Genomic DNA, 14,202 nt, shown 5'->3' with positions numbered 1-14,202 from the left:
TGGACAACCACTCCGGATCGTGGAACAGATTGCGGTAGTTCGGATTTGGTTCTCGCTATGGCCTCGCGTGAACCGAATTCGCCCAGATGCGCGGTGCCCACATTGAGCACTACCCCGATGGCCGGCGGCGCGATTGCCGCCAGCGCGGCGATGTTGCCGAGATGGCGTGCGGAGAGCTCCAGAATCAAGTAGTCGGTGGCTTCGGTGGCCCGCAGCACGGTCCACGGATGACCCAGCTCGTTGTTGAACGACCCGGGCGGCGCCACCACCTCGCCGAGCGGCGCGAGCACCGCGGCCAGCAGATCCTTCGTCGACGTCTTGCCCGATGACCCGGTGATTCCAACGATCGTCAGGCCGCCCGCGACCAGCTCGGCGGCCACCGCGGCGGCGAGCTTGGCCAGCGCGGCCAGCACCGCCGCACCCGAGCCGTCGGTGTCGTGCTCGAGAACGCCGGCCAGTCCCCCGTCGGCGCGTGGTGCGCCGTGCGGGTCGGGAGCGACCACGATCGCGGGGACACCGACCGGTCTGGCGGCCAGTACGGCGACCGCTCCGGCGGCCACCGCCGAGGCGGCGTGGTCGTGTCCGTCGGCGCGAGCGCCCGGCAGCGCCAGGAACAGCCCGCCGGAAGTGACTTTGCGGGAATCGAATTCGACGGTTCCCGTGACATAGCGGCGTGCCGCGTCCTCGGCGGAAATGTCGGCCAGGTCGCCGCCGACGATGGCGGCGATCTGCGCCACGGTGAGGGCGATCACGCGCGCCGCCCCTCGAGCGCGGCGGCCAGCTCCACGCGGTCGTCGAACGGCTGGGTGTGCCCGGCGCGGGTCTGACCGGTTTCGTGGCCCTTGCCGGCGATCAGCACCACGTCGCCGGCATCCGCCCAGGCCACCGCGTGGTCGATCGCCTCGCGACGGTCGCCGATCTCCACGACGTGCGCAGCGGCGTCGGCTTCGGTTGCGCCGGAAAGGATCTCGCGTCGGATCGACGCTGGATCCTCGCTGCGGGGGTTGTCGTCGGTCACCACCACCAGATCGGCCAGCTCGGCGGCGACGCGGCCCATCGGGGCACGTTTACCCGGATCGCGATCGCCGCCGGCGCCGAACACCACCGCCAGCCGTCCGGTCGGGCGGCGCAGGGTCCGCAAAACCTCCTGCAGTGCGCCCGGCTTGTGCGCATAGTCGACCAAGGCGAGGAAGTTCTGCCCGCGGTCGATCCGCTCGAGTCGTCCGGGAACCTGGGTGTGCCGGAGTCCAGTTGACGCCTGTTCGGGGGAAACGCCGACCGCGTCGAGAATCGCCAGTGCGACAAGGCAATTGGCGATGTTGTATTCCGCGGGCAGCGCGATCCTCAACCGGTGATGCACACCGGCCGGGTCGACGGCGGTGAACTCCTGCTCGCCGGCCTCAGCCGTGACGGCTTCAGCGCGCCAGTCCGCGGGCCGGCCCTTGGTGCTGACGGTCGTCACCTTGTCGGCGCGGTGGGCCATCGACCTGCCGGCGTCGTCGTCGACGCACACCACTGCGCGGCGGGCGTGCAACGGCGATGCCGGGTCGAACAGCCGCGCCTTGGCCTCGAAGTAGTCCTCCATCGTCGGGTGGAAGTCGAGGTGATCGCGGGACAGGTTGGTGAAACCGCCCACCGCGAAGCGAATGCCGTCGACACGGCCCAGCGTCAGCGCGTGACTGGACACCTCCATCACCACGGTGTCGACGCCGCGCTCGGCCATCACCGCCAGCAGGGCCTGCAGCGCGGGCGCCTCCGGCGTGGTCAGCGCGCTCGGGATGTCGACGCCGTTGATCCGCACCCCGACGGTGCCGATCAACCCGACCCTCCGCCCGGCCGACCGCAGACCGGCTTCGATCAGGTAGGTCGTCGTCGTCTTGCCCGATGTGCCGGTGACGCCGATGACCGCCACCCGCTCGGACGGATGCCCGTACACGGTGGCGGCGAGCTCGCCCAGAACGCTGCGGGGTTCGGGATGGACGAGTACGGGCACCACACCGGCGTCGCGGTTCAGCTGCGCCAACCCGGACGCGTCGGTGAGCACCGCGGCGGCTCCGCGTTCGACCGCGTCGCCGTAAAAGCTGGCGCCGTGTGTCGCGCCGCCGGGCAGCGCGGCAAAGAGGTCGCCGGGCTGGACATCCTGAGCCCGCAGGGTCACACCGGTGATCGGCAAATCCGACGTGGAGCTGCCCTCGGCGGGAACCGCCCCCACCTGGGCGGCCAGCGTCGAGAGCGGCACGCCGGCGCCGGTGGTGGGACGCAGCGCAGCGGGCATCTCCATCACCTCCGTCCGCCGACCGGTTTCCGGCGCCGGGGTCAGCGCCTCCATCAGCCCTGACACCTTATCGAGCGGGCGAGTTTCGGCGGACAGCCGTTACGGCCTGAACGACAGGTAGAGCACCACAACGTCGATGCCGAACAGCGCGAACGCCGCCAACGGGATCGCGAATCCCCAGCCCCGCCGGGCGGTCCGGGCCGAGGCGATGAGCGTCGCCAGCGAAAGAAGCGGCGCACCGAAAACCAGCAGGGTCATCACGGGAACTGGCGGGCCCAAACGCGGGCAGTCTTCGTAGGCGCATCGATCGGTGCCCATCGCCGCCGCGAAGCCGAACAGCATGACGAACAACGCGCCCGGCACCGTAAGGACCGCCAGGATCCAATTCACCACTAAGCGACCCCGGTGCTCGGCTCGGGTTGTCATCTCACGGTGTGGGCGTGGGCGTCGGAGTGTCGGTTTCGCGCATCCGGCAGTCCGACGTCGCCGCCAAGACCGTCCCAGCCTTGGTGCCGAAATGAAATTGTGCCCCCGAACCGGAAATGGCGAGGTCCTTGTTGCCCGGCTGGTCGACGAACACGCTGACGGTGGTGGCCCCGAATTTCGCGGCACCGTCCTTCACGATCTGCACCGCCTTCGGCCAGACGTTGTCGGGGATGGCTCGGTCGGACGCCAGTCGGTAGTACACCTGCACCGCGCGGGTCCACGCGAGGTCGCCGCCGCAGCCGTTCCAGCTGTTTTCGTCAACCTTCCAGGTCATCCCCGGCACCAGCGCAATGATCTGGGTGGCCATCTGATCCGTCGCCGCCACATACTGCGCACGCGCAGCTTCAAAACTCGGTTTAGAACGCAGCCCGTTCTCGAGTTCCGCGACACGCTGTGGACCGGGATTGCCCTGCGATCCCGAATCTGTTGCGCCACAACCGAAAACTGACATCGATATCACCACCATCCACACAATCCACGCGGCCACCCGAACGGTCATCATCGGCCCGGGTGTGGGTACGGGGTCAACGGCGTGGGCGCCATCACCAATTGCTGTCCGCCATCGGGTAAATCGGCGATCCCGGCCGCGACCACCGCCAGGTTGTAGCCGGACATTCTCAGCGTCTGCTCGCCTCCCGGCCCGGTGACCGCGCGCGGGTAGTCGGCGTGGCTGTGCACACCCTCTCGCACCACGCCGTCGGGACTCGTACCGGCTTGCGACGACAGTTCGGGCATCATGCCGCCGTACGGATCTGCTCCCCAGCCATGCAGCGGCGCGAGCGGCGCCACTTCGGGAATCCAATCGTCGCCAGGTGGCGCTCGCATGACGAACGCATGTCCATTGGCCAGCCCCAGCTGACTGGGGTTATCGAGCTCCAGACCCGGCGAGCCGTAGAACACCGCGTCGTTGACCGGATGCAAGCCCTGAGCATTGAGTTGCTGCAGGGCCAACGACGACGTGAGCGAACCGTAGCTGTGCCCGAACAGGCTGAGATGCGCATTCGGGTTGTTGGTGTGCAACTCCTGCAGATAGGGAGCCAGCGAGGCCGCTCCGGCCTTCGCTTGGCCGTCGTTGATGGTGCGCCAGAAATCGCGCGGGCTGGTCGTGTTGAGCACATTGGCCGGCGGGTCGTAGCCCATCCACGCGATGGTAACCACTGAACCCGAACGCCCCAGTCGCCGAAGCTCTTCGTTTGCCGTGTTCTGCAGATTTCGCGCCTCGGAGACCATGCTCGGCAGTGAATCCTTGGTGGTCGAGCCGATGCCGGGCACGGTCACCGAAATGTCGGTCGCGGTATCGGGGTTGCCGACGGCCACCGCGGCCTTGACCTTCTGACTCGGATCGGTCGGGATATCCAGCTGGGTCAGGTAGGTCTCCGGTGCGCGTCGGAGCGCATCGTCGATGGCGTCGTATTCACCCATCCGGTTCTGAGCGGCGTTCAACTGAGAGTTGAGGTCCTGCAGTCGATTCTGGTCACCGCCTGCTCTGGTGATGGCCTGCTTGAGGTCGTTGATGTGCGCCTGGAGTTTGGCGCGCTCTTCGCGCACCCGTTCCTGGTTGGCATCGCTTTCACGCTGGGTCGGGGTCAATCCCTGCGGACCGACCGGTGGGCCGGCATCGGGTGGAATAGCGGTGTCGCCGTCGGCCATGTTGATCGCGGCGGCCAGCTCCTGGTCGACGGCGTTGGCCTCGGCAAGAATCGCGTCGAGCCGGGGCTGTAACTGTATTTCGGCGATAAGCGCTTCTGACGGTAGGCAATTGGGGCCCGGGACCACTCGGTTGGTCATCGCGTCGATCGCCATGTGCAGTTCGTTGGCGTCGTGGCGCAACGTCCGCAGGTCCGACTGCACATGCTCGATACCGTCGGCGGCCTGGTCGGCGGCCCGAGCCACCGCGAGCGCCTCGTTGCCGTGGGCGTCGAGGTCTTGGCGGATGCCGGCGTTGACGTGCTTTCTGGCCTCGGCGGTGGCGCCTTCCCAGGTGTCGAACACCGACAGGGTGCTCAGCTGACGCGACGCTTCCAAGGTGGCCTGCCCGCGAGCATTCGCGGCCTGAAAGACCTCACGCACCGCACCGGCGTTCCACCGATCAATGTCGGCCACCGTCAACGTCACGACTCAGGGGCAGGGTGCACTGCGCGCAGTTTCTCGACGTTCTCATTCTCAAGCGCGGTGAAATCGATGCCGTCGTTGTTCAGAGCCAACGCATGATCGCCGACGCTGGTCAGCAGTCTGCGTGACGTTTCCAGCCAGGCAGCGGTCCTGATCTGCAGCGCCGCCCCCGAGCTGCCGACCCAGCCCGACTGTGCCGCGGCGATCCGGCTGTCGGACGACAAATGGGCACTCGCCAGATCGTCGCCCTGGCCGGCCACGTGCGCGGCCGAGCTCGCCAATGCTTCAATGTCGACCCGGAAATCCCCGCCTGCCGCCATCACCGTCACCTCCCGCTGTGGTTCGTCATTCTCCCATATCACCGGGTGGGGGTCGGCCGCAATTCACCCCTGGCTACATGGCCTGCAGCGTCAACGGCGGACCGGGATCAGCTGACAGCGGGACGTTTCCGCGTTGCAGGAGCCAGCCGGCGATGTTGTGGAACAGCGGGGCCGCGGAGTGGCCGGGAGTCCCGTCGGCATTGGTGGACGGGTTGTCCATCATGACGCCGATCACGTAGCGCGGATCGTCGGTGGTGGCCATGCCTGCGAAGGTGATCCAGTAGACGTTGTCGTAGTAGCAGCCGCAGGCCGGGTTGATCTGCTGTGCCGTCCCGGTCTTGCCGGACACCTGGTAGCCGTCGACGGCGGCGGCGGGCCCGGTGCCCTGCTGGATTCCGGTCGGGTCACGCTGGACGACGCCGCGCAGCATGTTGCGGACGGTCCGCGCGGTCTCCGGTGAAACCACCCGAACACCTTCCGGGCGTGGCTCTTCGGTGCGTGCGCCGTCGGGCGAGACGGTGGACTTGATGATCCGCGGTGGAATCCGCACACCGTCGTTGGCGATCGCCTGATACATGCCGGTCATCTGCAGCAGGGTCATCGAAAGACCTTGGCCGATCGGCAGGTTGGAGAACGTGCTGCCCGACCATTGGTCGATCGGGGGCACCAGGCCCTCGCTTTCACCCGGCAGGCCGACCCCGGTGCGCTGACCGAGCCCGAATTTGCGCACCATGTCGTAGTAGCGCTGTGGTCCGACCCGCTGCGCGAGCATCAGTGTGCCCACGTTGGACGATTTCGAGAACACGCCGGTCGTTGTGTAAGGCGCGACGCCGTGAACCCAGGCGTCGTGCACCGTGACCCCGCCCATGTTGATCGAGCCCGGAACCTGCAGCACCTCATCGGGATTGGTCAGGCCGTACTCGATCACCGAGGCGGCGGTGACAACCTTGTTCACCGAACCGGGCTCGAATGGCGAGGACACCGGCAGGTCACCCAGCTGCTTGTTGCCCTGGCGGCCGATGTCTTGGGAAGGGTCAAAGGTGTTGTCGTTGGACATGGCCAGCACTTCGCCGGTCTTGGAATCGAGCACCACCGCCGAGACGTTGCGCGCGCCGGATAGATTCTTGGCCTGCTGCACCTGCTGCTGAACGTAGAACTGGATGTCGTCGTCGATGGTCAGCTGCACCGTCGCGCCGTTGACCGCCCGATGCTGATTGCGGTAGCTGCCCGGAATCACCACACCGTCGGAACCGCGATCGTAGGTCACCGACCCGTCGGTGCCCGCCAACTCCGCGTCCATGGAATCCTCCAGGCCGAGCAAACCGTGCCCGTCCCAGTCGATTCCGCCGACGACGTTGGCCGCCAGCGACCCGCCCGGATACTGGCGCAGGTCTTGACGCTCGGCACCGACCTCGGGGAATTTCCGGGTGATCGTGGTGGCGATCGCTGGGTCGACCGCACGGGCGAGATAAACGAACGTCTCGTCGCTGCGCAGCTTCTTCAGCACGGTGGCCTTGTCCGGCTTGTTGTTCAGCCGAAGCGACACTTCCTTGGCGATCTCCTTCAAGCGCTCCTGCGGGTCAGGAGCTTTCGCGTTCTTCTGCTTGGCTTCGCCCAATTGCTTCTGGATACGGCGCGGCTGGAAGGTCAGCGCGCGGGCCTCGATCGTGAAAGCGAGTTGGTTGTTGTTGCGGTCGACGATGTTGCCGCGCACCGCCTTTTCGGTGTCGGTGACTTTGAGCTGACCAGCGGCCTCCGCGCGCAGCCCGGAGGCGTGTGGCACCTGTAGGTAGAACAGCTGGGCGCCGGCCACCACCAGCGCCAAGAAGATGACGCCGTTGCCTACTCGGTGGCGGAAGACGAAAGATGCTCCGCGGCTTCCGATCTCGACGGCCTGGCGGGTTCGGCGTTCACGCGCCGAGTGATCAGCTGGGCTCGCCTTTGCCCGACTCGGCTTGCGGGACTGCGTCTGTCGTAGTGACCGGCCGCCCGGCCGGTGCGTGCGATTCACCGTGGAACGCCGGGCGTCGTGACCGTCAGGGGACCGAACTGCTCACCAAGAAGAGGGCCGGTGGGCACGACGTGATGCGGTACGCCCGGGACGTCGGCCGGGGCCGGCCCGGCCGGCGGGGGCACCGGTGCGGCCAGCGGAACAGTCGCGACGACCGGGGGCGCAACCGGAGCGGGCGGTACCGCTGGCGCGACGACGAGCGGGGGCATAACCGGCGCTATCGGCATTCCCGGTGCTATCGGCATTCCCGGCGTGGCCGCCGGCCCCGCACCCGGTAGTGGCAGCGGGCCGTCAGGCACCGGAATGTGTTGCGGCCCCAGTGTGGTGGCGCCGTCGGGGGTGCGAACCATGGCGTCGGGACCGGGCGCCAATGGGACCAGCGGAGCGCCGTTGCCGGGCAGTACCAGCGAGGGCACCTCAACCGAATTCACCGGCGGAGACTTCGGCGTTGGCTGTTCGTCGGGCAGCTTGCTGTTCAGCGGCGGCGGCGGAACCCCTTGCGCGGGCTTGGGAGTACCCACCACAACCCAGTTCCCCGCGGGATCCTGCACCAGGTGCGCGGTGTCGCGGGTCGGGATCATGCCCAGGCCGCGCGCCGCCTCGGCCAGGGCCGGAGCGGCCTGCGCCTCCTGGACGTCGCGTTCGAGCGCTTCCTTTTGCTGCTGCAGCAACTCGGTGCGCTGCCGGGCGCTGCCCAACTGATAGGAGCGCTCGGCGGCGGCGGTGGACAGCCACAACGTGAGAGCGAGCCCGGCGCCCAGCGAGCCGATCACCAGTACGACGAATGGGACTTTGGCGGCCAGAGTCTGCGGGCGCAGATCGATCGACGTGAGTCGGTTGAGCAGGCGTTCCCGCAATGGGGTCCGAACAACCTTGGGCTTCTTGGCCTTCCGCGCCTTCGCCCGGGCCTTGGCCTGGGTGGTGGTCTTCGGTCGGGCCGGTCGTTCGACGGGCCGCGCCATCGGCGAGGTCTGCGGCGCGGATCGCGACCCGCGTGGCTCACGAGCCGGCGCGGTGGCTTTCCCGGCGCGCGAACGGGTGCGGCGTGCGGCGGTCGGCTCGGCCGCCGGGCGCCCCGCCTTCCGGGAAGCGTTGCTCTGCCCGCGACGCCGGTCGCCGGCGCGGGGCGGTTGCGCGTCGCGCTTGGCCTTCATGAGCCTCCCTCCGATTGCACACGTTGTAGCGCACGCAGTCGCACGGCGGCGCTGCGCGGATTCTGCTGGATCTCGGCGTCGTCGGCACGTTCGGCGCCGCGGGTCAACAGCGTGAATTTCGGTGCGTGCCCAGGCAATTCGATTGGTAGGTCGGCCGGCGAGCTGGAGGTGGTGACGTCGGCGAACAACCGCTTGACGATGCGGTCCTCCAGCGACTGATAGGCCATCACCACGATGCGTCCGCCGACGGTCAGCGCATCCAGCGCCGGCGGCAGGGCGTCGCGCAACGCGTCGAGCTCGCTGTTGACCGCGATGCGCAAGGCCTGAAACGTCCGCTTGGCCGGATGCCCACCGGTCCGCCGGGCCGGCGCCGGAACCGCTTGGTAGATAACCTCTACCAACTCAGCGGTCGAGGCGAACGGCGACTGCGCACGGCGCCGGACGATGTGCGATGCGATGCGGCGGGCCAGCTTCTCCTCACCGTATCGACGCAGGATGTCGGTCAGCGCGGACTCGTCGTAGGTATTGAGGATCTCGGCCGCGGTCAACGACGACGTGGGATCCATCCGCATGTCCAGCGGCGCGTCCTGCGCGTAGGAGAAGCCTCGCTCGGTCCGGTCGAGCTGCATCGACGAGACACCCAGGTCGAAAAGGATGCCGTCGACGGATTCGGTTGAGTCATAACCCGATTCGGCCAGCGCCGTGTCGATTCCGTCATACCGTGTCTGTACCAGGGTGAGCCGGTCGGCAAAACGGGACAACCGCCGGCGGACGATGTCCAGCGCGGTCGGGTCGCGGTCGATGCCAATCAGTCGCAGCCCGGGCAGTTCACTGAGGAACCGCTCGGCGTGTCCGCCGGCACCGACGGTCGCGTCGATGAGCACCGCGCCCGATCCGTCCCGATGGTGGCGCGTCAATGCCGGGCGCAGCAGTGCGAAGCAGCGGTCGAGCAGAACGGGCACATGGCCGAATTCGCCAGTGGCGTCAGCCATGACAACACCTTCCCGACGAGTAGCTTGGCAGGCGACTCGGCGGTCCGTTGCATCGAGGTCCCTGTCCGACGGCACGAACCTGGCGTTGGGGAAGTACGTCAGGGTCGGTTCGGACAGGGGCCACGATGCACGGGCACGCGCCTTAGATAATGTCGCCGAGTGCTTCATCGCTGGCCGCGGAGAAGTTCTCTTCGTGGGTCTCTTGGTACTGCTGCCAGGCCTGCGCATCCCAGATCTCCAGGTATTCAATCGATCCGATCACGACGCAATCCTTGGAGAGGTTCGCGTAGCGGCGGTGATCGGCCGACAAGGTGATCCGGCCCTGGGCGTCGGGATGCTGTTCGTCGGTGCCGGCGGCCAGGTTGCGCAGGAAGGCTCTGGCGTCGGGATTGCTTCTCGAGGTCTGACTGGCCTTACGAGCGAGTTCCTCGAACGCCGCTCGCGGGTAGACGGCGAGGCTGTGGTCTTGGCTCTTGGTGACCATCAATCCCCCTGCCAGTGCGTCGCGGAACTTGGCGGGCAACGTGAGCCGCCCCTTGTCGTCGAGCTTTGGCGTGTAGGTGCCCAGAAACATCTGGCTACCTCCATGCCCTTCGACTTCCGCCACGATACCCCACTATCCCCCACTTCGCTCCATTTAACGACACGAATGTCACCGATTGGTGTCGTTTCAGCAGGTTCTCGGCCACCACCATGGCACTCGCGGGTCGAGCGGGTGTGCAGAACAGCTCAAGAACTGGCTGTTTAGCTGCAGTTACTGCTCAGGTGGGGCGCAGTGGGGCATCTTGGCAGGCATTTACGCCAAACCGCCGGCGGGCACAAAAAAGGGCAGCCAGTTGGCTGCCCTTTTTTCGTCGCGGACCCTACTCCTCGAAGCGACGGCGGAACCGATCCTCCATCCGGCTGGTGAACGATCCGCCGCCACTTTTGCCGCGGCGCTGACGTGCACCAGTCGAGGGTCCGGGGCGCTCACCGCGGCCGCCGAGTCGCGGGCCGGTAATGGCAAACACCACGCCGCCGAACATCACGATGAAACCGACCACGGACAGCGCCGGGAAGGTTCCGATCATGGTGGCCTTAAACGCCACTCCGGAAACCAGCATGGCGAGGCCGAGCAGGAACAACCCCGCGCCCTGCAACCGTCGCCGCGCCGTCGGGGCGCGCAACCCACCGCCGCGAACGCTCGAGGCGAATTTAGGGTCCTCGGCATAGAGAGCGCTCTCGATCTGGTCGAGCATCCGCTGCTCATGATCGGAGAGTGGCATTCGTCCCTCCTTGCCAAGAACCTGTCACGTTAATACCGATAGCACGCCTACGCCCGCTGCGGGGGCGACTAATAAGAATGATACGAGGTCAATCTGCGCGTTACCACCGCTTCGCCCGCTGATTGTAATCGCGACCGGTCCGCGATCAACGCGGCACCGCCGCGCCCGATAATGGGATGGCGCACTGCACTGGACGACTGAGGAGGGACCGCACGTTGGCGACATTCCTCATCAACCTGCCGCCACAGGACATGCAGCGACGACTTTCCGATGCCTTGGGCGTGTACATCGACGCCATGCGCTACCCACCCGGGACCGAGAACCAGCGGGCCGCGATGTGGCTCGAGCACACCCGGCGGCGCGGTTGGCAGGCCGTGGCAGCCGTCGAAGTCGAGGCGTCGGACGGGTCCGCGCCGTCGCCTGACGAGCTGAGCGACGCTCCACTGCTCGGTGTGGCCTACGGCTACTGCGGTGCCCCAGATCAGTGGTGGCAGCAGCAAGTTGTGGCCGGCTTGGAGCGCAGTGGCTTCCCGGCCCCGGAGATCAGCAAGCTGATGACCAGCTACTTCGAGCTGACCGAGCTGCACATCCTCCCTCGGGCGCAGGGCCGAGGTCTGGGAGAGGCGCTGGCTCGTCGGCTGCTTTCCGAGCGCAGCGAAGCCAACGTCCTGCTCTCGACCCCGGAGACCCGTGGCGAGGCCAATCGCGCTTGGCGCCTCTACCGGCGACTGGGCTTCCTCGACGTCATTCGCGGCTACCACTTCACCGGCGACCCACGGGCATTCGCGATTCTGGGCCGCCAGCTGCCGCTGTAGTCGCCCCGGTTCCGACCCGGTCTGGCACGATGACCTGGTGCGCGCCAGCGGTATACAGCTCTTGTCCGGTGGTTTTACGGCGGGTCATCGCCGCCGCCTGACGGCTTTGACGATGCTGCTGCTGGTGATACCCGTGCTCGCCGGCTGCGTGCGGATCAACGCATCCATCACGATCTCCCCCGACGACCTGGTGTCCGGCGACATCGTCGCCGCGGCGAAGCCACGCAACGACAAAGATCCCGGTCCGCAGTTGGATCCCAATCTGGCGTTCGGACAGAAGGTCGCGGTGTCCAAATACGACCGCGACGGCTACGTGGGTTCGCAGGCCACGTTCGCCGATCTGACCTTCGCTGAACTGCCGGAACTCGCCCACATGAACTCTGACGCACAGGGCGTGAACCTGTCGCTGCGCAGAGCGGGCGACCTGGTGATCCTGGAAGGGCGCGCGGACCTGACGTCGCTGACCGATTCCGAGGCCGACGTAGAGCTGTCGGTCGCCTTCCCCGGATCGGTGACCTCCACCAACGGTGACCGCGTCGACCCGCAGACCGTGCAGTGGAAGCTGAAACCCGGCGTGGTCAGCATGCTGAACGCGCAGGCCCGCTACACCGACCCGAGCACCCGCTCATTCCAGGGCGCGGCGCTGTGGCTGGCTCTGGCGTCGATCGCGGTGGCGGGCGCTGTGGCGCTGCTGGCCTGGTACACCCGCGATCGCTCGCCTCGTGTCGCCGAGCCGAGCGACCCGCCCTCCAGCTGACCCCGCGTCGACTCTCAGCTCGTCGGCGACCAGTAATCCAGCATCTCGGCGAACGTGTCGAACGCGGCCGCGGAATTGCCATAGGTGGCTTCGAGATGAAGGCTCAGCGGGTAGCCCAAGTCGGCGACACCGTCGATCACCCGCTTGTACAGATCGAGAAGCAACTTGCGCCGCTGCGCCGGTTCGGTATTCGCCAACGTCGTGACGAACGCTTGCTCCTGGGCGACGGCGGCGTTGCCGGGATCTTGGATGAGCCAGTTGATGAAGCCGACCCTCTCCTCAACCTTGGGGACGAAGCCGAACCCCAACAGGATCTCGGGCCGGTGGTCGGTCTTCGCGGCGAACTCGGTCAAAAACCCCACGATCGCGTCGGAATACAGCAGCTGTGTCTGCGCGAACGTCGCACCCTGATCGCACTTGAAATTCAGCCGGCCCACTTCGCCATCGCGGGTGGGGATCAAGATCACACCGCGGTTGGCCACCAGCTCTTGAAAGATCGACAGGGCGTCGGTCGGCGCGACGCCGGAACCCTCGCCGTCGGCCATGGTCCGCGGCACACCGACGAAGACGATGCCGTCGATTCCGGCCCCGACCAGCTCACCGAGCCGTTGGCGCAACACCGGCTCGTCCATGAAAGCGGTGACCTGGCTGCACAATCCACGTACCCCGGGCAACTCGGGTTTGATGATCGACCAGAAATCGAGCACGTCGAGCTTCGGCTTCATCTCGACCGGTCGGTCGTCCTCTTCCTCGATCAGCCCTGGCATCATCACGTGCCCGATCCGGCCGTTGATGCCGGATTTCTCGGACAGCTGCAGCACCTTGTGGGCCTCTTCGAGAGCCTGCTCCCGACCGCGATCCACGTTGGGCGGCACCATCTCGAGCGCGACCGTGTTCAAAGTCAACGAGCTTCTCCTCATCGGACGACCAGTTCCCCCCGCGGCAGGTCAGACGCCACGAACCCACGTCCCGCCACGCACCACGACAGCATAGTGAGGCTGTCGAAGCAGTCGTCCGGCGACGGTCGGCCGCATCTCATCAGCGGTCCTGAGGGAGGCAAAACCCGCTGGACAGCGCCGCGCCGAATAGACTTGGCGGGCCATGATCTCAAGGGACCGGGAAGAGGTGTCGCGCTGAGCGTAGAAGCAGCGGCAACCGTCGAGCTGGCCGACGCCGTCACCGATCAGTTGCGCAGATACCTGCGTGACCGCCGAGCGGCCGCGGCGTACATCGGAAGCGACTATGACGCCCTGATCGCCGGCCTGGAGGACTTCGTTCTCGGCGGCGGCAAGCGGCTGCGCCCGGCCTTTGCTTACTGGGGCTGGCGGGCGGTATCGAGCACCGACGCCGACGAGCAAGCGCTGCTGTTGTTCTCGGCGCTGGAACTGCTGCACGCCTCGGCGCTGGTGCACGACGACGTGATCGACAGCTCGGCGACTCGCCGGGGCCGGCCGACGACCCACATCCAGTTCACTGCCCTGCATCGCGACCGTCAGTGGCGCGGACCGGCGGAACAGTTCGGGATGTCGGCTGCGATCCTGCTCGGCGATCTGGCGCTGGCGTGGGCCGATGACATCGTCGCGGGTGTCGATCTGCCGCACGGTGCCCGCACCCGAGTCCGCCGGGTCTGGGCCGACATTCGCACCGAGGTGCTCGGCGGCCAGTATCTCGACATCGTCGCCGAGGCCAGTGCTGCGGAGTCGATCGCTTCGGCAATGGCGGTTGACACCTACAAGACCGCCTCCTACACGGTGGCGCGTCCGCTGCAGTTGGGCGCCGCCGCTGCCGCCGACCGGCCCGATGTGCACGCGCTGTTCCACGAGTTCGGTAATGACCTGGGCGTCGCGTTCCAGCTGCGCGACGACGTGCTGGGCGTCTTCGGCGATCCAGCGGTGACCGGCAAGCCCTCCGGCGACGATCTGCGCTCCGGCAAGCGCACCGTGCTGCTGGCAACCGCCATGGAACGGGCCGACACGTCAGATGCGGCCGCCGCCAACCTGTTACGGCACTCGGTC

Annotated in this window: 15 protein-coding genes; 3 read left to right on the top strand and 12 right to left on the bottom strand. The window is 67.1% G+C overall.

Annotated elements, in window-relative coordinates; all coding sequences use genetic code 11:
* From VN856_RS08260 to VN856_RS08210, 11 genes are all read right to left on the bottom strand, one after another.
* On the bottom strand, window positions 1–752 hold a 752-nt coding region (locus VN856_RS08260), incomplete at its 3' end, for a Mur ligase family protein (protein WP_325687899.1).
* Window positions 749–2,281, bottom strand: coding sequence for a UDP-N-acetylmuramoyl-L-alanyl-D-glutamate--2,6-diaminopimelate ligase (locus VN856_RS08255; protein ID WP_325687907.1), 1,533 nt, complete (start codon window positions 2,279–2,281; stop codon window positions 749–751). The genes VN856_RS08260 and VN856_RS08255, both read right to left, overlap by 4 nt.
* Window positions 2,282–2,374: 93 nt before the next feature.
* On the bottom strand, window positions 2,375–2,665 hold the full coding sequence (locus tag VN856_RS08250) for a hypothetical protein (protein WP_325687898.1): 291 nt from the start codon (window positions 2,663–2,665) through the stop codon (window positions 2,375–2,377).
* A 37-nt stretch (window positions 2,666–2,702) separates the two neighbouring features.
* On the bottom strand, window positions 2,703–3,263 hold the full coding sequence (locus VN856_RS08245) for an LppA family lipoprotein (protein WP_325687896.1): 561 nt from the start codon (window positions 3,261–3,263) through the stop codon (window positions 2,703–2,705).
* Entirely contained in the window at window positions 3,260–4,876 is a 1,617-nt protein-coding gene (locus VN856_RS08240) for an alpha/beta hydrolase (protein WP_325687894.1), read from the bottom strand. The genes VN856_RS08245 and VN856_RS08240 overlap by 4 nt, the downstream gene beginning before the upstream one ends.
* The gene (locus VN856_RS08235) at window positions 4,873–5,193 is read right to left on the bottom strand and encodes a WXG100 family type VII secretion target (protein ID WP_325687892.1); all 321 of its coding nucleotides are present in this window, start codon (window positions 5,191–5,193) and stop codon (window positions 4,873–4,875) included. Before VN856_RS08235 ends, VN856_RS08240 begins: the two co-directional genes overlap by 4 nt.
* A 73-nt stretch (window positions 5,194–5,266) precedes the next feature.
* Window positions 5,267–7,204, bottom strand: a complete 1,938-nt coding sequence (locus VN856_RS08230) for a penicillin-binding protein 2 (RefSeq protein ID WP_325687891.1) — start codon at window positions 7,202–7,204, stop codon at window positions 5,267–5,269.
* Window positions 7,201–8,358: a hypothetical protein gene (locus VN856_RS08225; RefSeq protein WP_325687889.1), complete on the bottom strand. Its 1,158-nt coding sequence runs from the start codon at window positions 8,356–8,358 to the stop codon at window positions 7,201–7,203. Before VN856_RS08225 ends, VN856_RS08230 begins: the two co-directional genes overlap by 4 nt.
* Window positions 8,355–9,518 carry a 16S rRNA (cytosine(1402)-N(4))-methyltransferase RsmH gene (rsmH, locus tag VN856_RS08220; protein ID WP_414686901.1) on the bottom strand — a complete coding sequence of 388 codons (1,164 nt, stop codon included), beginning with the start codon at window positions 9,516–9,518 and terminating at the stop codon, window positions 8,355–8,357. The genes VN856_RS08225 and rsmH overlap by 4 nt, the downstream gene beginning before the upstream one ends.
* The gene (gene mraZ, locus VN856_RS08215) at window positions 9,493–9,924 is read right to left on the bottom strand and encodes a division/cell wall cluster transcriptional repressor MraZ (RefSeq protein ID WP_325687905.1); all 432 of its coding nucleotides are present in this window, start codon (window positions 9,922–9,924) and stop codon (window positions 9,493–9,495) included. The genes rsmH and mraZ overlap by 26 nt, the downstream gene beginning before the upstream one ends.
* A 289-nt stretch (window positions 9,925–10,213) precedes the next feature.
* The gene (locus tag VN856_RS08210) at window positions 10,214–10,615 is read right to left on the bottom strand and encodes a DUF3040 domain-containing protein (protein ID WP_325687886.1); all 402 of its coding nucleotides are present in this window, start codon (window positions 10,613–10,615) and stop codon (window positions 10,214–10,216) included.
* 215 nt (window positions 10,616–10,830) lie between these two features.
* Between VN856_RS08210 and VN856_RS08205 the strand changes: the two genes are divergently transcribed.
* Window positions 10,831–11,430: a GNAT family N-acetyltransferase gene (locus tag VN856_RS08205; RefSeq protein ID WP_325687884.1), complete on the top strand. Its 600-nt coding sequence runs from the start codon at window positions 10,831–10,833 to the stop codon at window positions 11,428–11,430.
* A gap of 112 nt (window positions 11,431–11,542) precedes the next feature.
* Window positions 11,543–12,187 (top strand): LppM family (lipo)protein, encoded by a 645-nt coding sequence (locus VN856_RS08200; RefSeq protein ID WP_325687903.1) that lies wholly within the window; start codon window positions 11,543–11,545, stop codon window positions 12,185–12,187.
* 14 nt (window positions 12,188–12,201) lie between these two features.
* On the opposite strand, the gene VN856_RS08195 is transcribed toward VN856_RS08200, so the two are convergent.
* Window positions 12,202–13,092: a mycobacterial-type methylenetetrahydrofolate reductase gene (locus tag VN856_RS08195; RefSeq protein WP_325687883.1), complete on the bottom strand. Its 891-nt coding sequence runs from the start codon at window positions 13,090–13,092 to the stop codon at window positions 12,202–12,204.
* Window positions 13,093–13,350: 258 nt separating this feature from the next.
* Between VN856_RS08195 and VN856_RS08190 the strand changes: the two genes are divergently transcribed.
* The coding region (locus tag VN856_RS08190) for a polyprenyl synthetase family protein (protein ID WP_325687901.1) at window positions 13,351–14,202 on the top strand (852 nt) is incomplete at its 3' end.

The organism is Mycobacterium sp. (assembly GCF_035603715.1).
Taxonomy (GTDB): domain Bacteria; phylum Actinomycetota; class Actinomycetes; order Mycobacteriales; family Mycobacteriaceae; genus Mycobacterium.
The sequence above is the reverse complement of the archived record's forward strand: the minus strand, read 5'-3'. Positions and strand labels throughout refer to the sequence as shown.